Source organism: uncultured Dokdonia sp. (assembly GCF_937910895.1).
Lineage (GTDB): Bacteria > Bacteroidota > Bacteroidia > Flavobacteriales > Flavobacteriaceae > Dokdonia.
In genome coordinates this window covers 58001-83154 of record NZ_CALEMI010000050.1, presented here as the reverse complement: position 1 = coordinate 83154, position 25154 = coordinate 58001, and the positions used below count along the sequence as shown (strand labels likewise).

Sequence of the window (25154 nt, the reverse complement as noted above, 5' to 3'; positions counted from 1 at the left end):
TAGGTGATAAATCTTTAAATAAATAATATGCTGTAGTTCTACTAGAGTTTATATTGGGATTGCTAATGTGATCATTTGCATATAACCCTATAAAATCTGAGGCATCAACCAGAGGTCCATTAATAACACAATACCCTAAATCAAAAGCGCCATATACAGTTGATGGAGGTATAAATACAGCTCTTGTACCAAAAGGTTTATAAGCCACATTTAAGCCTGTAGTAACTTGTAAACTTACTGACGCTACTGTTGAGTTTATTTGATTCAAACTCAAATTAGATGACAATACGTTTGCAACCTTAGCAGACGCTCTTGTCTGATTGATCGTTTGATTTATAGTATTATAAAGAGTGTTGAAATTTGATGTCGTGATAGAAAAACTAGTATCATTAGGTTCAATCGCTACTTGAAATTCAAAATCAAAAGATTGTAATTTTTGATCTCCATTCACGATATCTTCCTCAGTCATCACATATTCTTCATTATAAAAGTCTATGTGTTCATAATTTATAATGCCTTCGTACAAGTAAAAAAGATCTTCTATAGGAACAAATTCAATGCTATAAAGTTCGCCTTCATTGAGTTCTTCGCGTAAAGGATCAGCTATTTCTTTATACGCTTCACTTGAGAGTTCGCTCAATTTCTGATCTGCCATGTTGAGGATGTTCATGACTTGCTCCATATCTTCTTCAGAGTTTTCAAAATCCTTAGAAAGAGCCTCCGTTTTTAAATGTTGAGCTTCTTCATTAACAATGATTTCTTCTTCACTTTCGCAAGAAAAATAGCAAGCGCTTATAAAAAGTATTAAAAGCATATTAGATATTTTTTTCATATCATAAATTTTAATTTTACCTACTCTGTTTCAATATGAGGCTTTTCGGATTCCGCCTTGTGATCGATCAATCATAAGACAGTAGCAGGGATTTATTTTTATGACCCAAAAAAATAGAATATTCCGTGATGAAATATTCTATTTTACTCTTTTAAAAATGAATCGATTTATAAAAGGGGCTTAATTAAGGGCATACTTCAACTTCATAGTAAAATTTTCCACCATGATATTTAGTATACCCTGGTTTATAACATATTCCTGTAGATACGCCATTCACGACATCAAAATCTTGATAATCTGTCAAGGAAAATCGAATTTGTCTTTTTGATGGATTCGTAATTAGGTATTGTTGCTTAAAATAATTTAAAGGATTATCAACAAGTACATCCATAACTGAATACCAATTATGCCAGATTTGATTGTTATTTGGTTGATTCGTGTCATCTCCAATACAATCTGGGTGTATATGATTATGCCAAACATAATTTTCCATACATTGATTTAATGTATTATTAGCTTTAGGTCTTTGAGTGTCAAATACTCCTAGATAAATTAAATATCCAACATTAGAACATTGGGATGGTTTTGTTTTATATGAATTTGCATATCCTCTAAGGAAGTCTGCTGCATCTATTGTATTTGGTTGTGAATTTGAACACCAACCTAATGCATCATACGCATACACTTCTCCTGATGGAATTGGAAATTGCGGTCTTGGAATAGCGCTTCTTCCTGATACGAGAGACAATGAAACTACAGCAACTGTTGGGGAAACAGCGACTAAATCAAAGTCAGAAATTAATAAGTTTTGAACCTCTGATTCATCTACAAAATTATTAATTGTAGTACTGACGGCACTATGAAATTCGTTAAAACTTTCGTTTCCAATAATATATGTGCCTTTCTCATCTAGCGTAATAGCAACCTCAAAATTATAATCACTACTTCTAATGCCATCATCAAAGTTTTCAGATTGTTCTTCAGTCATTATTGTTTCTTCTCCTCCTTGATTTGAGAACATTGAATTAACAACGCCTTCATATACATAAAAAATTCTTTCCAATGATATGTTTTCTGTGTCTGACAATGTTGCATCTTCTATAAGATCGTCTTTGAGAGTAGAAGCCAATCCTGTATACTCTTCATCTTCCATCTCAAAAAATGTAACATACGCTGCATTTAGAATTCCTTGACTTTCTTCTTGGCCTTCTTCTTGATTTTTAGTGAAATCTGCGTTTTCAAAGATTTGATTATCATCCACTACGATTTCTTCTTCGTGGTCACAAGAAAAGAATGAAGTACAAATACATAGCATTAAAAATACGTTTGCTATTTTTTTCATAACATAAACTTTTTAATTTTTCTTACTCTATTCCAATATGAGGCTTTTCGGATTCCGCCCTGTGATCGATCAATCATAAGACAGTAGCAGAGATTTATTTTTATGACCCAGAAAATATATTATTATTTCTGATGTATGACCAAAATGTAATTCTATGACTCTTGATAACTTTTGCTTTCGCGAAAGCAAAATAAAAAACTACATATCAGTGAGTTAGTCTGTGGGAATAGATTTTTGTCGTATACGTAACATTTTTAAAAATTTACAATGTAGCATTGCGTTTTCTTTTTCTGAAGTATAATAGTATTATAATGAATAGGATACTCCCAATGAGTATCAAGTGGTATGTATAAGAAACTTCTATTAAAGCATCTGAATTCCCAGTGAGTGTTAGTGAAGCCCAGAAATAGGGGAATGTGTTAGAAAGTTCATTGCGTTTTAAATAATCTAGTTTAGCTTTACGTAATGCAGCTGATTTTGAACTTCCTTTTTTCAACGATTTGAAAAAAGATACTGAAATTGTATTTGTTGCTTTTTCATTGGCATTCCATTGAGAAGCGATTACACTTTTAGAACCCGCATGAAAGAAGGCTCTTGATAAACTTTCAATGCCTTCTCCTTTTTGTAATTTTCCATCACCCGTCTTACAAGCATCTAGAAATACTAAATCGTGTGATCGATTCCTGATATATATATCTTCTAGAGAAATTAAAGTATCGTGCAATGCCAACCAAGGCTTTTTTGTTTTTTCATCTATTCCTGCATGCGTATTTAGATGAAGGATCATATTTTTTTTTGACGTGTTTAAAAACTTTTCTCTGGTAGCTTTTTCCCTTACTAAAATATGAGAAGGAAATAACGAAGCAATCTCTTTTGTAATGGATTCGCTGTTTTTCAAATCTACTAACTCTTCTGACTTAAAATGTACAGGTGCAATTCCTATATAAGAGGTAGAAGGTACAGTTTCTTGAGTGTAAAGATTTTGAGATACGGAAGCAGAATTGAGATAAGAAACTTCTGCAATATTGATAAAATAATTATTTTTTAGAATTGGGTTTTTACTAACTATTAAAGCATCAAATGGGAAATTATACAGTTTTCCATCTGAGATAATAGCTAGTTTTTTCTTTTGTAGTTCTTCCATTGCTCCTTCCCAAGGGAATAAGGTTTTGAAAACATCAAACCCTATTTTTGTGTATTTTTCAACCTCTGCTCTAGATAAGGAAGAGTTGGTATACATATCTTTTAAAAAATCAATATCTGTAATTAATTTTTGGTAGTCTTCAAGTTGAAAAAAATGGACTTTATCTTCTTGAATCCATAAGCCGTAGCCTTCTTCTTCTCCAAGTATATATTCGATCGCATTGGTGTTTTTTTCTTTTAAAAAGTTTTGAAAGTCTCGTAATGTAATCAGCTTTGGTTTTAAGTTACTTTCATAATATTCTGGAAAGCTATTCCTTAAAGAATCTATAAACTTTATGTGTTTTTGTTCTGCTTCTATATATGTGTTTTGAACTCCAATATTCTCTGGAGATGTTTTGAGTTTGTTCCTAGCTAAAAGAACTTCATAATTAAGATGAGCTTCTTTTTCTATGAGTTTGTTTGGAATTTGATATTGATTTTTTAATTGAATTTTACCTAATTGCTCTAGAAGATATAGGGATTTGTTTTTCTCCATAAAATAAAATGCCTCAACAGGTTTGTCTAATAAAAAACAAACCTTTACTGCTTCCAAATAACTATTTACTCCTTTGCTAATCCAGAAAAGCTTAGACCCTTTTGTAGCGCTATCTAATCGCATTACAGAAATTAAGTCATCAACGGCATAGAGTATATTTAATGATTTTTGGAGGTCTTTTTTATCGCTATTTTCTCTATATAATTTTATCAAAGCTTGAGATAAATCAATCAAACTTGATAACAATTCTTGTTTGTAAGGGGTGTCCTTCATTTCTTTTAAAAAAGAAGTGTTTCTTGAGAAATCTACCTTTATACCAAGTAATTGAATTGCTTTTTGGTGATATTCAATTTCTTTTGTAATGATAGGCGTATGATAGTATCCTAAATTATTATAGGCTGCAGAACTATTAATACTATCTGTCGTTGCTATTACTTTTTGAAAGTATTCTTTTGCCTTTTCTGATGCTCCAAGTTGAGAATATATTTCTCCTATATTTATGTAGATACTATTAAGATCATTTTCGGAAGTTTCACTTGTTGTATTCTCTAATGCCTTTTGATATGCAAATAATGCTTGCTCACGCTTCTGATATCCTCTATAAATAATTGCTAGCGAATTATATAATAGCATAGTATCTCCAGGATAAAAAGCCTCCTTTCTTTTTTCTAACTCTTGTTTATGGTATTTGATATTAGCAAGAAACGTAGTATCGGTAGGACTCATCTCTGCATACGCTATCAATTTTTCTAAGTGAGCTTGTATAAGTCTATCTTGATCATTGTGTATTGGATAAGAATTGAGCACTTTATCAAAGTATTCCATGGCTTTAAAGTAATCTCCTACACCTTGATAAATTTCTGCTAATCTTAAGAGACTTCTTAACTTATAATCTGTATACTCAATTGCGTTTGCGAGACGGTGTAAGTCTTTCAGTTCATTTTGTGAGTCATCTAGATATTTATAACATATTGAGCTCAAGTTTATACTTTTGTGTAAGTCTATGGTCTTAATATCTGGAATAGATTCTCTTATTGAAATTGCTTTTTGTGCATTTTCAAGTGCTTTAGAATACGCCTTCTTATAATAATATTGGACGCCAAGTTCGTGGCAAATTTTTGCATAGAACTTCGTGTCTTCTTGTTGATATTTATTTTTAAAACCTTCTAAAGATTTAATTTTTAAATCTCGATTTTCTATTTTTAAAATGGAGTCTAGCTTTTCTTTAACGTTATTTTGACCAATACAAAATGTAAAGCTTATACAAAGGAAAATACAAAAGAAGAATCTCATAACTATTCATTTAATTCTCTAATCTATACATTTTTTAGTTTTATTAGTTCAACTAATCTCGCTTTTCAGCGAAATCAATTGTATCATAATTTAACACTTAGAGCGATTTTTAGTATTCAGAGCGTGTTCTGGGATTTAATACTTTTTATTTTATAATTTGCATATACTGTACTGGTTTTGAAAAATAATCAACAGAAACTGCAAATTGTTGACTTAAATCTACTCTTATATTTTGAGAATTGTTTGATAGGAGTTCAGCAACCTTAGCTGAAACAAAAGGTGCCGCAAAAGATGTTCCTCTAAAATACGAAAATGTATTTGGATTTTTTAAAGGAAACGTAATCTTGTTTCCAATAGCATAAAAATCTACCATACTTGCTCCATAGTTTGAAAAGAATGTTGCATCACTTAAGTCATCTTTGGCCGCAGCGATAGCTAAGACATAATCTTGTGAGAAGTTAGATGGATAATGAGGTTTTGCATTATTGTCTTGATTTTTATTTCCTGCAGACGTCACTATGATGGCATCTGTGGTATCAATTAAATCTGAAAACATATTATAAATATTAAGATCTGAAGTTTCCCAACCAAAACTTAGGTTAATTACATCAGATTCTTTATCTATTGCGTATTCGAGTCCGCAAAGTGTATTGAAAAAAGTAGATTTTCCATCAGCATCGGCTATTTTAACTGGTAAAATTTGATGTTTAACAGCTGTATTTTTTAGTTGGTTGTGAATAATATAGGAAACAACAGTACCATGTTTTTTATCATTATCATCATACGTATTCTTATCTTGATTGACAAAATCCCATCCTGATTCTTCTCCACAATTCCCATTTAAAGCTGAATTATATAAAAAGTCTCCTATAAATCCCACCTGCTCTGTATCGACACCTGTGTCTAATACAGCGACAGTAATACCGTCGTTAGTAGATACAATTCTATTTAGATAGTCATTATTAAAACTACTTTCTATATAGACTACCTCTGATGGGTCTCCTGGCGGGTCTTCTGATGGGTCTTCTGATTCTATAGCAACTGCATGCAAAGGCATATCATATCCTTGATTTTGCGCAACAAAATCTACTTGATCATCGTTTTTTCTTTTAATCACTTTTACAGTAGGTTCTGTAACAACACCTTGATCTAGTACCCACAACTCATACTTTTGATTTCCGTTGATACAATCGCAAGTTCTATAATGAATAACACCATATTCATTTCTTAATGTTTCTTTTTGGGCTTCAGAGACTTCTGGTTGGTATTTAATTATAATTTCGTCTAGAGGAACAGTATCAGATTCAGGGCTATCTGCAAAGGAACTTACTATTTCTGGCGCTTCGCTGTCTCTATATTCATCGTTCTGTAAAATTATAAAATTACTATTTTCTAAGAAATCATTTTCGTTCGTAGTACAAGAAAAGCAAACGAATACTATTCCGATAAAAAGGAAGAATCTTTTTTTCATAATGAGTGTATTTATTAATTTATAAAAGTTCATCTATCAGTAGTTGATTAAAAAAAATATGACCCATTTTTTTTTTTATAAAAAAATGGGCTGATGTGTTAAAGAATCTATAATACTGTTCAAGTTTACAACTTCGTAGAATAATACTTTAAATAAAGTCCTATTTTTGACTGACTTGTGATTTGAATATGAAACATAATGAAAAATATCTGGATGCATTGATAAACAATGATTCTGATATAATTTTAGAAATATATACGAAGTTTTATCCAAAAATAGCCTCTTTTGTTTTGAGCAACAAAGGTGGTTCTGAAGATGCTCAAGATATTTTTCAAGATGCATTGATGTATCTTATTTATGTTTATCAGGAGAAATCCATTCAAATTAATTCTTTTGAAGCCTATTTATTTACTATTTGTAAAAATAATTGGCGCCGTCGATTAAAAGATAAAAAAGAATGGGTCACGAAAGAGGGTATTTATCCACTAGCAGACAAAACAACGAAGACCAGTTTATTTATTTTAGAACAACAACGTGAAGAATTGTATACTAAAAATTTCGCCAAGCTTTCTGAAAATTGTAAAGATGTATTGACGCTATACTTCAATACGATGAATTATAGCGACTTACTTGATGCGTTTTCCTACAACTCAATTGATGTTGCCAGACATCGTGTTTTTAAATGTAGAAAAAAACTAATACAGTTGATAAAAGGAGATAAAAACTATCATACATTAAAGGAATGAATTCAAGCGAAGAACATACCAGCCAAAAAAAGATTGATTCGTATTTGAATAATACGATGTCCACATCTGATCGTTTGCTTTTTGAAAAAGAAATGAAGAATAATGCTGATTTAAAAGAAGATGTTCTTCTCCAAAAATCAATTAGTGAGGTCATATTTAATCATCATGTACCACATATTGAAGATTCTTCAAGAGATCAAGAACTTGCTATTATAAAGAAAACGTTAGAGAAAGAAGCCTATCAAAAGTATAACAGAAATATTGAAAAAGCGGCTTCTATTTATTCAGGAAAAAGTAAGAAAAGGAAGTTTTTTTACTTTGGCTCTATAGCGGCTACAGTCTTAGTTTTTATAGCTGTTTTGCTATTTCCTAATGAAGCCTCTTTTGAAACCTTATATGCTGAGTATTCGAACTGGGATGAGCTTACTTCTTATGTAGAACAAAGTGAATCGCAGGATGAATTTCCCAAAGGAGAGCTTTTGTACAAAGAGAAGAAATATGCAGAAGCTATTCAGTTTTTTGAAACCTATATAAAAGATACGGATACTACATTATATGCAGCAGGATTGATGTATTTAGGCGCTTCTTATTTTAAAGAAGGTGATTATGAAAAAGCGATCGAAACGTATGATGTCCTCATACATTCAGATAGTTATGATAATTCAAAAGGATATTGGTATCAACTTCTTATCTATCTAAAACAAAAAGATGAATCAAAAGTAAAAGCAACGATTCAAATCATTCTAAGTGATCAAAACAATTATAAATACAACACCGTTTTAGAGATGGAAAAAGATTTGTAATATTTTTATATTTAAGTGTATTTAAAATACAGCTCTAAGAGATTACCAGCGTAGCGAGGTAATCGTTTTAAATCATTAAGATCTATAAAAACCCTAAAAACATAACTGTTTTCAGGGTTTTACAGGTTGAATAGTGAGCTTAAAAACATAGATGCCTACGTATTTTAAACATTCATTTATACTATTCAAATCATCAATTTGTAGTAGGTGAGCAAACACCGTTCGCACAATAGCCAGTTGGGCAGTGTGGTAAACCTGTTAAACAAGCATAGCCATTTGTTCCTGGACCGCAATTTTCTACGTATTCAGTAGGACCTCCTCCTCCATGGATAGATTTCTGTTCTGTTTTGTTTAGAGCCGTGCCTAAACTTGAAATGTTTTTTAACATAGTAATATTTTTATAAATTAATAATACTTCTAAGTTAATAAAATATTTGATTATCAGCAAATTACGTAAAAACCGTACATGTATATTAGTAATAAAAATTTTTAGATGGCTAAAAAAGGAAATGTTTTAAACCAAAGCAAAAAACCAAAAGTAATTGGAACTGTATAGGAATCTTTCAAGTTTTTTTTAATTTCTGCTTACTATCTGTCTTTTTATTTTTCGTCTCAGAAAAAGTGATCATCCGTATTCGTTGAAGACAACTATTCATTTTTAAAATGAATTTATAATTATTTCTTGTGATCTATCGCTTTCGCGAAAGCGTATAAATAGAATAAAAATCGTTTAAATACGAAGGTGTGTTTGGCTATCAATGATTCCGAATAGTGTATTTATTGAGGTAAAGAGCACTCCTAAAGAACTGAGTGTTGTGTAATTTTACTCTTTTGAGAGTCTCTTCTTTTTTGTATTTCTAACGTTATGTGAACCCACCAGCATTTTTAAGTTCATTTACTGACGCTTGTCATTTTATTGTAGGTTTTCTATTTGCACCTTTAGGGTAATCAGTGAACTAAAAAGAATGACAACTATGGCAAACCAGACCACTTATTACAAAAGTCGTAAAGAGCTTCAAATATCTATAAAGCAAATACTGCCTAGCCTTATTAAACTTAAAAAAGAGGAAAATAGAATTGCTTTTAATCAATTGCTTTTAGAAATATTACCTGAAATAAGACGATATATTATTAAAAGAGTACGTACTGCGATCCAAAAAGGGCATTTTACGAAGAATAAATACATTGCCAATGACTTCATAGATCAGTTATTTATTGAGATCTATGACCATATTGAAGACTTCTCAAATGAAGATGAGTTTTACGTATGGTTATATAAGAAGACTAATGAACTTATTGATGACGTCATTGTTGAAGAGGAATTTGATGATCTATTCATGAAAAATATAGACGACTACTCTAAAAATGAATGGGATCAAATGCAAGAAAAATTTACTGCTCAAATTGACGGAGATCTTATTATGAAGGAAGAACTCAATGATATTTCGTATCACAAAGACACCTATAAGTTAGATGATGTATTTATAGAAAACACAGAAAACGCACTTGTACAAAAGATAGATAAAGCCTTACATCAAGAAGAAGTAGACAGGCACATACAAGTAGTATTTCACAATTTACCCACCCCTATGCAAAATGTGTTTGAGCTATTTACAAAACAGCATCTTACACTCGCTGAAATTGCAGAAATAAGGAAGACAACTATAGAAGAAGTTCAACAACTTCTTCATGATGCTAGACGAAGTCTGAAACTAAGTTTTTTTAATAGATATGATCTTGACTAACAGCCCTTCCACAAATGAACTATAAGGATTATTATAAAATATTAGGCGTTACCAAAGACGCTTCTGCTAAGGATATTAAAAAAGCATATAGGAAGCTTGCCGCTCGGTATCATCCAGACAAGAACCCTGACAACAAAGAAGCAGAAGAAAAATTTAAAGAAATTAACGAGGCAAATGAGGTATTGAGTGATACCGAAAAACGGGAGAAATATGACACTCTAGGTTCAAATTGGGAGGCATATCAACATACTGGCGATGATTGGAGAGACTATGCAAATCAACAAAATCAGCAAAAGCGTTACAGTAGAAGTGGTTCTTCAGCGTTTTACGGAGATGGAAGTGAAGCAGATTTTTCGAGTTTCTTTGAGACATTCTTTGGAAGTGAAGGCGGTAGACAAGCAGGAAGACAAGGGAGAGCTGCATTTTCTGGCGGCAATATTCAAGCTGAAATGCCTATCACGTTACTTGAAGCGTATCAAGGAAGCAAACGCACTTTTGAGATTCATAATGAAAACTTAAGGATTACTATAAAGCCTGGTTCTTATGACGGTCAACAATTGAAGATAAAAGGAAAAGGACAACCAAGCGCAGGAGTAGGGAATAGAGGCGATTTATATATTATTTTAAGGGTACAGCCTGACCCTAGGTTTGAAAGAAATAAAGATGATCTTCTTTACAATGTCTCCATAGATTTATATACAGCCATTTTGGGCGATAAAATAGAAGTTCCAACACTTTCAGGAATGCTAAAAATCACTGTACCCAAAGGAAGTCAAACGGGAAAAATATTAAGACTTAAAGGCAAAGGAATGCCTAAATACGGTACTCCATCTTCCTTTGGTGATCTACTTGTTAAACTGAATGTGATATTACCAAAAAATATCACGAAGCAAGAAGAATTGTTATTTAAGCAATTAAAGGAACTACAAACGCAAAAATAAAACACCACGTATGGAGTATAAAATTAAAGCAAGTTCAACATCAAATAGCGGTGCTTCTATAGCTATTAAACAAAAGAATATTAGTTTTGGAATAACTTCAGAATCTGAAGTCGTTTTCCCGAACCCTGCCGAATTATTCTTAGGGTCTTTTGCCGCTTGTATTCTTAAAAATATTGAGCGATTCTCCAATTTAATGAAGTTTACCTATTCTGGCACAGATATTATTGTGAAAGCTATACGTATGAATACACCCCCTAAAATAACGGATATCGTATATGACCTAACGATCTATTCGGATGATTCCAATTTGAATGTCAATTTACTTAAAAAGAACATAGAGAAATTTGGTACGATATATAATACCGCAAAGTTGTCTTGTAAAATAGAAAGCACGATCAGAGTTTTAGAATCAAATGCTAATCCATTAATTAATAATTAAAACAAATTGTGATGAACCTTCAAAAAAGATATTATTATGATAACCATATTACAAAAAAGCACCTATGATCGAGCGGATAGCTTGGACTATTTTTTAGATCTTTATCATCGCTTAAATATGCGTTTTTGGGCAAGCGACCTTCTAGAGAAAGGACTGTCTCCTAAACAAATCAATGAAGCAGTGAGGACTGCTATTAAAATTGCTAATTCTTCGGGTCTTGAAACTCGTAAACATTTTAAACCTATGTTTAATGGAACAAGGGAAGGCGTCATTCAAGATTGTAAGCTCTCTCTCTTGGGCTATGGACTAGTTCTTCTTAATGCAGATAGTGATCTTTCAGTTGTAGGAACATTTCAGGTAAGCTTACTAGAAGAATTCTTTCACGTTAAACCATAACGTTAAATATTGATATTATTTTTCATAAAAAGGTCTTTAAAAAAGATGGATGACGACACATTTGTTACTCGATAATCGAGATTTAAATGCCTTGAGCTAGTTTATTTCAAAAATATTTTAAACAGTCTTACTGTAAAATGACCTTCGTCATTTCAACATTATTGTTCTCATAGTTTCTTTGCAGTCTAAATGAACTCGTCATGAAAAAAAGTAAACCATCATTAGTTGTTATCATACTATCTAGCGTATTGCTTTTGGTAAGTTGCGGACCCATTATTATCTCTCCATACCCTCAGAATCCACCTCCAGCATGGTTTTATCCAGATAGAATTCAATCTGTACGTTATGTATATTTTCCTGATTACTTTATCTACTATGATCTTTCAGCAAGGCACTATATATACTTAGAAAATTACGTCTGGACTCGAGTAGATGTACTTCCACCTAGATATAGAAGCATTAACCTCAATCGAAGTAAATTTGTGCGTGTGAAAGGATATAGGGAACGTAATATTCAAACATACCATAGAGAAAATCATTCCCATACTCCTAGGTATAGTAGAACCTCAACCACAAGAGAAACAAGAGGAAGAAGGACAACCAACAAGGGTTGAAACAGTCTGAAAAATACTTCAAAACTCTAGGCTGAGATGCTTCCTATTTGAAGATTGAAGTCTGCATTATATTTTGGTAAATAGGTTTGATTTATTCAAGTAATTCATAAGCCTGCTTAGCGATTTCTAATTCTTCATTGGTAGGAATGACTAGTATTTTTACTTTGGATAAAGAGGTGTTGATCTCTCTTATTTCTTTAGCTACTTCCTCGTTTTTAGAATGATCTATCGCTATTCCTAAATAGTCTAAATTTGAACACACCATTTTTCTCAACATACTAGAATTCTCACCAATTCCTGCGGTAAATATAATAGCATCCAACCCATTCATTATTGATGCATAAGAGCCTATGTACTTTTTAATGCGATACGCATTTATCTCCATCGCAAGGATACAGTTTGTATTTCCTTTTTCAACCCCAGCTTGAATATCTCTAAGATCATTATAACCTGTAAGACCTAACATTCCGCTTTCTTTGTTGAGCAAATTTTCAACGTCGTTTACGCTATAACCTAGATTATTTACCATATAAAAAATGATCGAATGATCTATATCACCACTTCGAGAACCCATAATGAGACCCGTAGAGGGCGTAAATCCTAAACTATGATCTATACTTTTACCATCAACAATAGCTGTCATACTGCAACCATTCCCTAAATGAATAGAGATGATTTTTGATTTTTCCAATTTCAAGTAATCAATCGCTCTTTCAGAAACATACTTATGACTAGTTCCGTGAAAGCCATATACCTGTATCTGATGTTCTGTAAAAAACATATTAGGAATCGCATATTTTTGAGCTACTAACGGAATGGTTTGATGAAAGGCAGTATCAAATACCGCCACTTGTTTTACAGAAGGGAATAGGTGTTCTGCAAGCAGAATACCTTGAAGATTATGAGGATTATGCAGAGGAGCTAAGGATGCGTACTGTTTAATTTTTTCCTTCACTTCAGCATTAATGATCGTAGTCTTTGAAAATGAATTCCCACCATGCACAACACGATGCCCCACCATGTGAATGTCACTTATCTGCTTAATCACTCCTTTTTCAGGGTCTAGCAATAAGCTTACAACTCTTTGTAAACTATCTTTATGTGTTTCTAATCCGCCTGTTTCCTGAATATTAATATGATTTGTATTATAGCTAAGGCGAGCGTTTGCAGAACCTATTTGCTCGACAATCCCTTTACATATCACTTTTTCTGAAGGCATCTCAATACCCTGAAATTTTATAGACGAACTTCCCGAGTTAATGACTAATATATTCATGTTGATTCTTTTGTTTAACCTGTATTATGTATTAAAAGTATAATAGATTTTCTAATACATACTTCAGATTTATATATCCTGTGCTTGAATAGCAGTAACAATAACTGTATTAAAAATATCATCCACCGTACACCCCCGACTTAGATCATTAACGGGTTTATTCAATCCTTGTATGATAGGACCGATCGCCAGTGCTTTTGTCTCTCTTTGCACCGCTTTATAAGTATTGTTTCCTGTGTTGAGATCAGGAAATATAAACACATTGGCTTGTCCTGCAACTTCAGAATTAGGCATTTTGGTTTGACCCACTTGCATATCTACTGCGGCATCGTATTGAATAGGTCCTTCTACTTTTAGGTCAGGGCGTTTTTGTTTTACTATTTCTGTTGCTTTTCGTACGCGTTCTACATCTTCACCTATTCCAGAAGTACCAGAGGAGTAGGATAACATAGCTATTTTAGGTTCAATACCAAAAGCCACACTCGTACCAGCAGAAGAGATAGCGATTTCTGCCAATTGTTCTGCTGTAGGATTAGGGTTAATCGCACAATCTCCATAAATGCTCACACGATCTTCTAAACACATAAAAAACACAGAAGAAACCAAAGCAACTCCTGGCTTTGTCTTAATAAACTGAAGCGCAGGAAGAATCGTATGTTGCGTTGTATGTACCGCTCCAGAAACCATCCCATCTGCCTTCCCCATATACACCATCATGGTTCCAAAATAGGAGACGTCTTCCATGAGGTCACGTGCCATGGCAAGATTTACATTCTTGTGTTTTCGTAGTTCATATAACGCTTTCGCGAAAGCGTCAAAATAAACAGATTCACTAGGATTAATAATATTGATCTTATCAAGATTCAGATCTAGATCTAAGATTCCCAGTTTTGTTTCTATTTCATTTTTATCGCCCAGCAACGTGATAGTCACAATATCCTGATCAATTAACTGTTTTGTGGCTCTTAGAATACGCTCGTCTGTTCCTTCTGGTAATACAATATGCTTTTTATGGACTCTTGCCTTTTGCAATAAGTTATACTGAAACATTCTAGGTGTAATCCCGCTCGGCTCAAAAGTAATTAAACGCTCTATCAAAGCCTCTACATGGACATAGTTCTCAAAATCACGAATCGACGTTAGTATCTTTTGCGTATTTTTTGCATAAATCTGTGATCTAATGGCTCCTATCTTATTGGTGACAGAAAACGTCCCTCCTTGAACAGATATGATAGGAACAACGTCTGATAAACCTTCTATGAGTTTACTAATGGAGTCTTCGGGTACTAACCCTCCAGTAAGTATGATTCCTGATATAGATGGATAATTTGCCGACACATTTGCTTGCAATGCTCCTAAGATAATATCGGCACGATCTCCTGGCGTAATGACCAGACCATTTGCTTTTAAATGGGTAAGATAGTTGCGTAACTGCATAGCACCCACGCTAAAGTATCCTGCTTGATTATCTAAAAATTCTTTTCCAAACAGTACCTTGGCATCAAATGCTTTGACAATTTCATTAATCGATGGGTTTGCCAAAACAGGATTGAGCGGAATAGCATTCACGACCACTTTTGAAGGTAACTGTTTTTTCAGTGCGATCACGACTCGTTTTTGATTTTCAGGAACTACTTTGTTCGCGATAATAGACACCACCTCCACTTCTTTGTCCTTAAATAAGTCGTATGCAATTTGTAAATCTCCAATAAGTTCTTCCAGTGTTTTTCCTACACCGCTAGATAGAATGATGACGGGAATACCCAAATTCCGTGCAATTAAAACATTGATGTCGAGTTCGATCATAGATCCTTGACCCGAAAAACTGGTGCCCTCTACAATTACAAAATCAAAGCGTTTTTCTATAGCCTTGTATTTTTTAATAATCGTGCTAATGATTTGGTCATCTTTATCCTCATTTATTTTCCGAATCACCTCACTTCTCTTGAATGCATAGGCTTCTTCAAATTTTAAATCCAAATTAAAATAAGAGGTGATTGTATGGATATGATTATCGGTTTCTCCAGGTTCGAAGTCATCGATAATAGGTCTAAAATACCCTACTTTTGCGACCTTTCTGAGTAATAAATACATAAGCCCAAGGGAAACGATTGACTTACCACTATTGGACTCGGTAGTAGCAATATATATAGCTTTGTTCATTAATTTAATGGAACTTTTTGACTAGTAGTGTTCAAAACTCTAAAAATCTATTAGATAAAAATGACGATCTCCTTAGGATGAAAAAAATGGTGTAGATCATCTAAAAAAGGTACTGTAAAGATATGACTTAGATCATTTAATTCCCATTTATTAGGGTAACGCTGTTTTAAATTTGTTGCTACGCAACTCCTTGAAAGAGTTAGTAGAATTAATCCTACTTTTTCAGAGGGATTTAAGGCTTGTCCTAAATATTAGATCGGATCCAATACATTAAAGCTTGCTTCGGAAATTTATAAATTATGTTTCATTTAAAACCTAGTAAGCTTGTCTCGAAGATTATTAATTTATCTCAGTTTTGGAGCATGAGCCCTGTAATGTCTATGCAGAGAGATTTAGTTTACATATAGATGACATTCCTCTGAAAAGAAAGTAACTCCTATGATTTTAAAAAATAGAGTAGCTGTTTTTTTAGATCCATTTTCTCCAATTTCATTATTTCAAGAAAAAAGATATTATTTTCTAAATGGATATGTAAGTGGGCCTCTTTTTTAAATTCTTCAAGTATTTGAAAAAGCGATATGATAGTTTATTGACTTTGCAACAAAAATCAATACCCTATTTTAAAAATACAGCGGCAGTTCTAAAATTTTAAAGAACAGACTGTCTTATCGCTTGTTCTTTTAATGTTGTCATACTTTTGAAGCAAATGTTATTATATTTTAAAAAAGCCAGTGCCATTTTCTAATTGATCAGTAAGACCTTTTAAGGTGGTTTCTTCTAGCATCATTTTAAGCTCTCTTCTTACTTCCTTAAAGCGCTCGTGTAGTAGACATATTTTTAGTTTGTTGCATTGTTCAAGTCCCAAGTCACAACCGTTATATAGCCTATCATCGTTTACAGCTTCTACAACATCACTAAGTCTAATGGTATCTATAGTTTCTTTAGAAATTTGAAAACCCCGTGAGGTTCTTTTACGGATATAATGATATTAGCTTTTACAAGTTTTTATAAAATTTTAGCCGTAAAAGCACTGGGAGAATTAATTACTTTGGAAATATCAGTAAGGTTTACGCGCTCCCCATTACTAGATTTCATAGTAATGAATATCAAGAATCGTATTCCGTATTCGCAGGCCTTAGAAAACATGTTTCTTCTTATACTTGAGTACTACAAGTATAAAGGACAAAATTATCCGAATTATGATGAATATCATATTTTCAGACAATTTTGTCCTCTAATTTTGGCATATCAATAGGAGGGTCCTTTTGATCATTACCACACTAATGTCAACTGATTTTTTAAAATACCTAATACGATACACATGAATAACATAATCAAAGCATCCTTTCTCTTAGCATTAGGACTCCTAATAAGCTGTGGGGGTAAAGAGGAGAAACAGAAAGAAAAAATTCAAATTGGACAAAAGACAAATGTTGAAACTAAAAAAGAGACTCCCGTATCTAATGAAGTTCCTGCCTCTAAGAGAATAACTCTAGAGAATAAAGGAGTCGGAAAAATTACGTCATTAACACTTGACGCAACCATAGATAACGCTATGGTAGAAAGAGGAGCTGCTCTTTTTAAAACCAACTGTACCGCCTGTCACAAGACGACAAAACGTTTTATAGGTCCAAATCCTACAGGAATTTTAGAACGTAGAAGTCCAGAATGGATCATGAACATGATTTTAGATCCAAAATTAATGACCGAAGAAGATCAATGTGCAAAAGACTTGCTGGTCGAGTTTAATGGCGCGGCAATGGCAAATCAAAATCTGACAGAACAGCAAGCCAGAGACATTCTAGAGTATTTCCGAACCTTAAAATAATAGTATTATGAAAACCATCCAAATATGTAAAGTAATCCCATTGATTGTACTTCTTATTACATTTTACAGTTGTAAAAATGACACCAAACAAGAAACAATTTCTACTCTAACAGCTCAAGAAGCTATATCTGAAAGTCAAAAAGGTCAAGCGTTTATAGATGATGATAGCTCTACGCCTAATGTGTTACAAATAGCGATTGACTCGCCAGATCACACCACACTCGTGGCTGCAGTACAAGCAGCAAGCTTAGAAAATGCACTCGTAAATGCAGGACCATTAATGGTTTTTGCTCCTACCAATGAAGCTTTTGATGCGTTACCCGCTGGGACTGTAGAAGATTTACTCAAGCCAGAAAATAAGGAAAAGCTCGCAACCCTATTAAAGCATCATGTAACTGCTGGTAATTATGACAAGAACTTTTTGAAAAAATTTAAAAAACTAGGACAAGCAGACGATACAAATGCTATTGTTGAAGTAAAAGGAGATGATGTATACGTAGGAGGAGCCAAAATAATAGCAAGCATAAAAGCAGGAAATGGTATTGTGCATGTAGTTGACAAGGTCATTCTACCAACATCAAATTAATTACAATCAGGAAAATAACTAAATACTAGAACCAATGAAAAAATATAAATTCCAACTTTTATCATTATTTGGCGCGCTTATGTTGCTTACAAGTTGTGGTAACAATAATGGTCAGAATACATCAAGTGGTGCATTAAACTCTAGTGCCGCAGAAAAAGTATATGTAGCACCTGGTGAACACGATGAATTCTATGCATTTATGTCTGGGGGGTACAGCGGTAACTTGACGGTATACGGCTTACCATCTGGCAGAATGTTTAAAGAGATTCCTGTTTTTTCTCAATTCCCAACCTCTGGATATGGCTATTCTGAAGAGACAAAACCTATGCTAGAAACCTCTCACGGTTTTGTTCCTTGGGATGATTCTCACCATCCAGATATCTCTCAAACCAATGGAGAACTAGACGGACGCTGGATTTTTATTAACGGTAATAACACGCCTAGAATAGCAAGGATAAGTTTAAGCACTTTTGAAACCGAAGAAATTATCGAAGTCCCTAATAGTGCCGGTAATCACAGTTCTTCTTTTGTTACTGAAAACACCGAATATGTAGTGGCTGGGACTCGATTTTCAGTACCTATCCCACAACGCGATATGCCCATTAATGAATATAAAGGAAACTTTAAAGGATCACTATCCTTCATCAGTGTGGATCCAGAACACGGACACATGGATATTAAATTCCAAATAATAATGCCTGGTTTTAACTACGATCTTTCTCATCCAGGACGTGGGAAATCCCATGGTTGGTTCTTCTTTACCACTTACAATACGGAGGAAGCAAATTCTTTACAGGAAGTAAACTCTTCTCAGAATGATAAGGATTTTATTGCAGCCATCAACTGGAAGAAAATTGAAGCCTATGTAAATAATGGCGGTGGTATTAAAGTACCCGCAAATTATGCACACAACGTGTATGATGAGTCTACACATTCGGCGACAAGTATGATGAAAAAAGAAGTACTTACCGTAAATCCATTGGATGTGCCTGGTGCCGTTTTCTTTTTACCTACGCCAAAATCACCTCATGGTTGTGATGTAGATCCTTCTGGAGAATATATTATAGGTAATGGTAAACTCTCTGCAGATTTAACGGTACACTCATTTGACAGAATGCTTGCAGCCATCGAAGCTAAAAAGTTTGATGGAGAAGCGTATGGGATTCCGATTCTGAAATTTGAAGATGTACTCGCTGGTACGGTAAAAAGTGGTGGTTTAGGACCTCTTCACACCGAGTTTGATGGCAAAGGAAACGCATATACTACCTTCTTTATCTCTTCTGAAGTCGTAAAATGGAAATTAGGTACTTGGGAAGTAATTGACAGAAAACCTACCTATTATTCAGTAGGACATATTATGGTGCCTGGTGGTAACTCTAGAAAACCTTTCGGGAAATATGCCGTAGCCTTAAATAAAATTACCAAAGATAGATATCTACCTGTAGGGCCAGAGATGGAACACTCAGCGCAGATTTATGATATCTCTGGCGAGAAAATGGAACTTCTTTATGACTTTCCTACCCACGGTGAACCGCATTATGCTGCTGGAATTCCTGCGAGTATATTAGCGCCTAAGTCTAAAAAGTTATACCGATTAGATGAGAATAAACATCCGTATGCAGTAACCAGTCCAGACCAAGCGCGTGTAGAACGTAAAGGCAATGAAGTGCATATTTATATGTCTACCATCCGTAGTCACTTTACACCAGATAATATAGAAGGCGTAAAAGTGGGAGACAAAGTATACTTCCATATCACAAACCATGAGCAGGATTTTGATGTCCCTCACGGGTTTGCTATGATAGGTCAGAATACTTCAGAGTTACTCATCATGCCTGGACAAACCAAGAGTTCTCTTTGGGAGCCAAAACAAGTAGGCGTATGGCCTTTTTACTGTACAGATTTTTGTAGCGCATTGCACCAAGAAATGCAAGGATATGTCAGAGTATCCCCAGCAAATTCTGATATAGAATTAAGTTGGTCTTTGGATGGAGATTAATGATTGGTTGGTTGTAAGCAGGCAGTTCTTTAGAGTGCTGCCTGTTTATACTATACCACTTAAAACATAAAATAAGATGAATAATTTGTTTCTGTTGCATTCAAATTTCAATATAAAATAAAACCGTAACTAAGGCTATGATTTGATTTTCTATTTCATTTGAACACATCATAATTCAAATTCTTTTATCTGATTTTACATTCTAAGTGGTATCATATGTATTCTTTCTTAGTACGCTTTCGCGAAAGCGTACCCTCAACAACTCTTATTCTAATGAAAAAAGCAAGTATTCTTATGATCCTTGGCGCCCTATTACTAACGGGTTTATTTCAATTCCCGTTGTGGAATATTATGCTGGGAGCACCTCAATATCCTGAACCTTTGGGGATGAATATTTACATCAACGGCATTCAAGGAATGAACGAATTTGATATTCAAAATATTGATGGGCTTAACCACTATATCGGGATGAAAATAATACCAAAACCCAATGAAATGTGGGAGTTCACGGTATTCCCGATCGTTATAGGAAGTATGGCTGCGTTAGGTTTTTTAATAGGACTTCTAGGTTTTTTTGGCAAAGTAAGTTACCACTGGTTTTTAGGATGGCTAGTACTGATGACCATTTTAGGAATTATGGGAATGTATGATTTTAATGCCTGGATGATAGACTATGGAACAAATCTCGACCCGAATGCCATTATGAAACTACAAAATCCAGACGGGACACCTATGAGTTATAAACCGCCACTATTTGGACATCAAAAGTTATTAAACTTTGATGCGTATTCCTATCCGCGATTGGGAGGGTATCTCATGGGATTAGGAATGGTATTCACACTCATTGCATATTGGATAGGGAAACGTTCTAAAACAACAAACTAATGAAAACACGATTCAAAATATGTTTTGTATTTTTCACATTATTCATCATGATTGGCTGTAGTAATGGACCTAAGGAGATAGATTATGGGAATGATGGCTGTCATTTTTGTAAAATGACGATCGTTGATAAAATACATGGAGCCCAATTGATTACTGATAAGGGGAAAGTATTCAAATTTGACGCCACAGAGTGTATGGTCAATTATATGACAGCTACTAAAGAACTTAAAGTAGCTGAAGTTTTCACAAATTACTATGAGGCTCCAACAGCATTTATTGCAACGCAAGATGCTACATTCTTAATAAGCGAGAACCTACCAAGCCCTATGGGAGCAAATCTTACTAGTTTTCAAAGTAAAGAAAATGCAGCGAAAATTCAATCAGAAAAGGAAGGGGTTTTATATACCTGGGAAGAATTAAAAATCTATTTAAGTAACTAACTGTATGTGTCTACTCAAAAACTTTCTCATTGGTAGTATGCTCTTTTGTGGTTTACAAATAACGGCACAAACTATTGAGGTTTGCAATGGCTGTCCCGTGAGTTCACTTAAAGCAGCCATTAAAATGGCTCAGGCGGGTGATACTATTTTAGTAAAAAGGGGAACGTATAAGGAGTATAATATTGTAGTAGATAAACCGCTTACCATAAAAGGGGAAAACTTCCCTGTCATAGATGGTGAAGATCAAGGCGAAATCATACGGATTGTTTCAGATCATGTCACGATAGATGGCTTGTTTATCGTGAATGTAGGAACAAGTTATACAAGTGATCATGCAGCCATACGCGTAGTGAGAAGTGAGCATTTTCTAATACAACATGTGGTGCTGGAGAAACTTTTTTTTGGCATTTATATTGAAAAATCAAACCATGGAAAAATTTATCACAATACAATCATTGGAGATGCTCAAGACGAATATAACTCAGGGAATGGTATACAGCTTTGGTATTCTAAACATGTAGTAGTAGAAAAAAATAATGTTCAAAAAGTGCGTGATGGTATCTATCTAGAGTTTTCAGATAATATTACGATCAATGAAAATACAAGCACAAATAACCTACGCTATGGATTGCATTTTATGTTTTCTAATGATGATCTCTATACCAATAATACCTTTGAAAATAATGGAGCAGGGGTGGCGGTCATGTTTTCAAAACGGATCAAAATGCTGAATAATACGTTTAAGAAAAACTGGGGTACTGCTGCTTTTGGCTTACTCTTAAAAGAAATAAATGATGCCGAGATAAAAGGGAATGTATTTGAAGAAAACACAGTTGCCATTAACATTGAGGGTTCTAATAGAGTAGTATATTCTGGGAATGATTTTATTAGCAATGGCTACGCTATCAAAGTACTAGGTGCTTGTTATACCAACACCTTTGAAAAAAATAATTTCCTCTATAATTCCTTTGATGTTTCCTACCATAGTAAAATCAATGATACTATTTTTCAACACAATTATTGGAGCAGTTATACAGGGTATGATCTCGATAAGGATGGGGTAGGAGATGTACCCTACAGACCAGTTAAGTTGTTTTCATACATCGTAAACAAAACTCCAGAAACCATCATATTAATGAGAAGCTTATTTATTGATATTATAGATTTTTCAGAAAAAGTATCACCCGTATTTACACCCGATAATTTATTGGATATGACACCACACATAAAACGGTACAAATGATCAGCATAGAACAATTACATAAAAAATTTGGCAAGAATCCAGTGCTTAAAGGCATAGATTTAAACATCTCCCAAAAAGGGATCGTTGCCATTTTGGGTCCCAACGGTTCGGGTAAAACAACCTTGATCAAATCTATCTTAGGAATGGTCATTCCTGATAAAGGAACTTTACTCGTAGCTAATGTTCCCATAAACAAAAACTGGAAATATAGAGATCAAATAGACTACCTCCCACAAATAGCCAACTTTCCTGCAAATCTCACTGTAAAGGAACTTATCCGTATGATAAAGGATGTACGCAATCGTCCAGGAGAAGATAAAAGACTAATCAAACTATTTAAACTAGAACCTTTCTTATCAAAAAAGTTGAATACACTTTCTGGTGGTACTAAGCAGAAGGTAAATATTGTATTAACGCTTATGTTTGATAGTCCTATTATTATTCTAGATGAACCCACAACAGGATTAGACCCTATTGCATTGATACATTTAAAAGAACTCATCAAAGAAGAAAAAGCAAAAGGAAAAATCATCTTGATGACCTCTCATATCATGAGTTTTGTAGAAGAAATGGCAGATGAGATTGTGTTTTTACTTGAAGGCAAAGTGTACTTTAAGGGGAATATTGAAGCACTTAAAAAACAAACAGAAGCCCCCAATTTTGAATATGCTATTGCTAACCTTTTAATCCAAGAAGATGTTTAAAATTTTAAAATATAGTTTTTTTGATTTAATACGCAGTAGATGGAGTTATGTGTATTTACTATTTTATTTATTGCTAGGATGTGTTCTTCTTTTCTTAAATAATGATCTTTCAAAAGCAGTCATTACTTTGATGAATGTAATCATTATCTTAATACCGCTTATTGGGACTATCTTTGGCGTGATGTATTATTACAATTCTAAAGAGTTTACAGAGTTGTTATTGGCACAACCCATTAAGCGATCTTCTATATTTATTGGTCAATATTTAGGCGTTGCATTATCGCTTTCTATGAGTCTTATTATAGGGCTTGGTATTCCATTTATTCTTTATGGATTATTTCAGTCTAATGAGATTTGGGACTTTGTATTATTGCTTGTGACAGGCACATTTCTCACTTTAATATTTACAGCAATTGCCTTTAATATTGCCTTGTATAATGAAAATAAAATAAAAGGATTTAGTTATTCTATTCTCTTTTGGTTGTTTATGGCTGTTATTTATGATGGTTTATTTTTGATGTCTCTTATCGCATTTCAATCGTATCCTTTGGACTCCTTTTCGATAGGTGCCACACTATTTAATCCTATTGATTTATCTCGAATTTTAATCATATTAAAATTAGATATTTCAGCTCTATTAGGGTATACAGGGGCTGTTTTTCAGAAGTTTTTCGGAACGAGCTTTGGTCTTTTAGTTTCTATAGCAGCATTGTCTTTATGGGTAATTGTCCCACTATTAAATATGTACAGAAAATGTAGAAAAAAAGATTTTTAAGCGATGGTTGTTCCAACGTATGATTCTATTTTTTGAGATCACTTCACGTATTGGGTCTAATGGATGGATACTATTAGGCTATGGTAATCGATATCTTATTCAATTTTAAAAAAGGAGAATTTTGCTTTCGCGAAAGCAAAAAAACATTGCTATTCACTTGTAGGTATTCTTTGTATTTCTCAAGATTATTAATAGACTATTTTATTTCTAGCGCAATACTTAAGGAGTATATTTGTTGGTTAACAAACAATAATTATAAATAAAAAATGAATCAAATTATGAAAAAACATTATCTATTAGTATTGGCTTTATCTAGCTGCCTTTTTTCTTATGCTCAAGATAAGGGAGATTTTGAATATGGTATTTTTGGAGGACTTAACATCTCAAATATCTCAACGATAGATAATGAAGACGCGTCAAGCTCTAGAGTAGCTCTTAATATAGGGGCATACGGCGATTACTATTTTTCAGATCGTTGGAGTATAAAGGGAAGCCTTATTTATGATCAAAAAGGATGGTCTGACGGTTTTTTTGCTGATGAGACTGAAACGTTTACCACAGATTATGCGTTAAATTATTTAAGTGTCCCAATCGTAGCCAACTGGCATTTTGCAAAGAAGCGTAACTGGTATTTGAATGTAGGACCGTATGCTGGTTTTTTATTAAGTGGCAAGACTACAGAGAATGATATTGATGTTTCTGAAGCTTTTAAGAGTACAGATTTTGGATTGGCTTTTGGGATAGGCGTTAAGATTCCAGTAAATAATGATCAACATCTTTTCATTGAATATGGAGCTCAATCTGGATTCACTGATATTTTTGAACAAAACGAAGGAGAAGCGATTAGAAATGGTCGTAGTAGTATAAATATTGGTTTTTCGTTTTAATTTTATTTAACTGTTTTCTTACTATCGATAGCGTGAGAGATTCAGAAAGATGAGACACCAAGACAAAT

Annotated in this window: 23 protein-coding genes; 16 read left to right on the top strand and 7 right to left on the bottom strand. The window is 33.6% G+C overall.

Annotated features, from left to right (window positions below; genetic code table 11):
- The 4 genes from Q0505_RS06105 to Q0505_RS06090 form a co-directional block, all read right to left on the bottom strand.
- On the bottom strand, window positions 1-832 hold an 832-nt coding region (locus Q0505_RS06105), incomplete at its 3' end, for a hypothetical protein (protein WP_299210221.1).
- Window positions 833-1016: 184 nt separating this feature from the next.
- Window positions 1017-2174, bottom strand: coding sequence for a hypothetical protein (locus tag Q0505_RS06100; RefSeq protein WP_299210219.1), 1158 nt, complete (start codon window positions 2172-2174; stop codon window positions 1017-1019).
- Window positions 2175-2436: 262 nt separating this feature from the next.
- Window positions 2437-5145, bottom strand: coding sequence for a CHAT domain-containing tetratricopeptide repeat protein (locus tag Q0505_RS06095; RefSeq protein WP_299210217.1), 2709 nt, complete (start codon window positions 5143-5145; stop codon window positions 2437-2439).
- Between the two features lie 145 nt (window positions 5146-5290).
- A complete protein-coding gene (locus Q0505_RS06090) occupies window positions 5291-6616 on the bottom strand; it encodes a S8 family serine peptidase (RefSeq protein ID WP_299210215.1) in 1326 nt (441 codons plus the stop codon).
- 188 nt (window positions 6617-6804) lie between these two features.
- Between Q0505_RS06090 and Q0505_RS06085 the strand changes: the two genes are divergently transcribed.
- The 7 genes from Q0505_RS06085 (at window position 6805) to Q0505_RS06055 (ending at window position 12300) form a co-directional block, all read left to right on the top strand.
- A complete protein-coding gene (locus tag Q0505_RS06085) occupies window positions 6805-7362 on the top strand; it encodes a sigma-70 family RNA polymerase sigma factor (protein WP_299210213.1) in 558 nt (185 codons plus the stop codon).
- On the top strand, window positions 7359-8165 hold the full coding sequence (locus Q0505_RS06080) for a tetratricopeptide repeat protein (protein ID WP_299210211.1): 807 nt from the start codon (window positions 7359-7361) through the stop codon (window positions 8163-8165). The genes Q0505_RS06085 and Q0505_RS06080 overlap by 4 nt, the downstream gene beginning before the upstream one ends.
- Before the next feature lie 974 nt (window positions 8166-9139).
- Window positions 9140-9910 (top strand): sigma-70 family RNA polymerase sigma factor, encoded by a 771-nt coding sequence (locus Q0505_RS06075; protein WP_299210209.1) that lies wholly within the window; start codon window positions 9140-9142, stop codon window positions 9908-9910.
- A gap of 14 nt (window positions 9911-9924) precedes the next feature.
- Window positions 9925-10851 (top strand): J domain-containing protein, encoded by a 927-nt coding sequence (locus tag Q0505_RS06070; protein ID WP_299210208.1) that lies wholly within the window; start codon window positions 9925-9927, stop codon window positions 10849-10851.
- 10 nt (window positions 10852-10861) lie between these two features.
- Window positions 10862-11290, top strand: a complete 429-nt coding sequence (locus Q0505_RS06065) for an OsmC family protein (RefSeq protein ID WP_299210206.1) — start codon at window positions 10862-10864, stop codon at window positions 11288-11290.
- 36 nt (window positions 11291-11326) lie between these two features.
- On the top strand, window positions 11327-11686 hold the full coding sequence (locus Q0505_RS06060; RefSeq protein WP_299210204.1) for a hypothetical protein: 360 nt from the start codon (window positions 11327-11329) through the stop codon (window positions 11684-11686).
- Between the two features lie 200 nt (window positions 11687-11886).
- Window positions 11887-12300, top strand: coding sequence for a hypothetical protein (locus Q0505_RS06055; protein ID WP_299210202.1), 414 nt, complete (start codon window positions 11887-11889; stop codon window positions 12298-12300).
- 91 nt (window positions 12301-12391) lie between these two features.
- Here the strand turns inward: Q0505_RS06055 and Q0505_RS06050 are convergent, their stop codons facing one another.
- The 3 genes from Q0505_RS06050 to Q0505_RS06040 form a co-directional block, all read right to left on the bottom strand.
- Window positions 12392-13576, bottom strand: coding sequence for an acetate kinase (locus tag Q0505_RS06050; RefSeq protein ID WP_299210200.1), 1185 nt, complete (start codon window positions 13574-13576; stop codon window positions 12392-12394).
- Between the two features lie 69 nt (window positions 13577-13645).
- Window positions 13646-15739 carry a phosphate acetyltransferase gene (gene pta, locus Q0505_RS06045; protein ID WP_299210198.1) on the bottom strand — a complete coding sequence of 698 codons (2094 nt, stop codon included), beginning with the start codon at window positions 15737-15739 and terminating at the stop codon, window positions 13646-13648.
- A gap of 712 nt (window positions 15740-16451) precedes the next feature.
- Entirely contained in the window at window positions 16452-16604 is a 153-nt protein-coding gene (locus Q0505_RS06040) for a hypothetical protein (RefSeq protein ID WP_299210196.1), read from the bottom strand.
- 456 nt (window positions 16605-17060) lie between these two features.
- On the opposite strand from Q0505_RS06040, the gene Q0505_RS06035 reads away from it, so the two are divergent.
- The 9 genes from Q0505_RS06035 (at window position 17061) to Q0505_RS05995 (ending at window position 25086) form a co-directional block, all read left to right on the top strand.
- On the top strand, window positions 17061-17567 hold the full coding sequence (locus Q0505_RS06035; protein WP_299210194.1) for a cytochrome c: 507 nt from the start codon (window positions 17061-17063) through the stop codon (window positions 17565-17567).
- Window positions 17568-17574: 7 nt separating this feature from the next.
- Window positions 17575-18153 (top strand): fasciclin domain-containing protein, encoded by a 579-nt coding sequence (locus tag Q0505_RS06030; RefSeq protein WP_299210193.1) that lies wholly within the window; start codon window positions 17575-17577, stop codon window positions 18151-18153.
- A 34-nt stretch (window positions 18154-18187) separates the two neighbouring features.
- Complete coding sequence (gene nosZ, locus Q0505_RS06025) at window positions 18188-20152, top strand: Sec-dependent nitrous-oxide reductase (RefSeq protein ID WP_299210191.1); 1965 nt, start codon at window positions 18188-18190, stop codon at window positions 20150-20152.
- Between the two features lie 273 nt (window positions 20153-20425).
- Window positions 20426-21037 (top strand): hypothetical protein, encoded by a 612-nt coding sequence (locus Q0505_RS06020; protein ID WP_299210189.1) that lies wholly within the window; start codon window positions 20426-20428, stop codon window positions 21035-21037.
- Window positions 21037-21477 (top strand): nitrous oxide reductase accessory protein NosL, encoded by a 441-nt coding sequence (locus Q0505_RS06015; protein ID WP_299210187.1) that lies wholly within the window; start codon window positions 21037-21039, stop codon window positions 21475-21477. The genes Q0505_RS06020 and Q0505_RS06015 overlap by 1 nt, the downstream gene beginning before the upstream one ends.
- Before the next feature lie 4 nt (window positions 21478-21481).
- Window positions 21482-22720, top strand: a complete 1239-nt coding sequence (locus tag Q0505_RS06010; RefSeq protein ID WP_299210185.1) for a nitrous oxide reductase family maturation protein NosD — start codon at window positions 21482-21484, stop codon at window positions 22718-22720.
- Window positions 22717-23424, top strand: a complete 708-nt coding sequence (locus Q0505_RS06005; RefSeq protein ID WP_299210183.1) for an ABC transporter ATP-binding protein — start codon at window positions 22717-22719, stop codon at window positions 23422-23424. Before Q0505_RS06010 ends, Q0505_RS06005 begins: the two co-directional genes overlap by 4 nt.
- Window positions 23417-24199 (top strand): ABC transporter permease, encoded by a 783-nt coding sequence (locus Q0505_RS06000; protein WP_299210181.1) that lies wholly within the window; start codon window positions 23417-23419, stop codon window positions 24197-24199. Before Q0505_RS06005 ends, Q0505_RS06000 begins: the two co-directional genes overlap by 8 nt.
- A gap of 278 nt (window positions 24200-24477) precedes the next feature.
- A complete protein-coding gene (locus Q0505_RS05995) occupies window positions 24478-25086 on the top strand; it encodes a porin family protein (protein ID WP_299210179.1) in 609 nt (202 codons plus the stop codon).
- The last annotated feature ends 68 nt before the right edge of the window (window positions 25087-25154 follow it).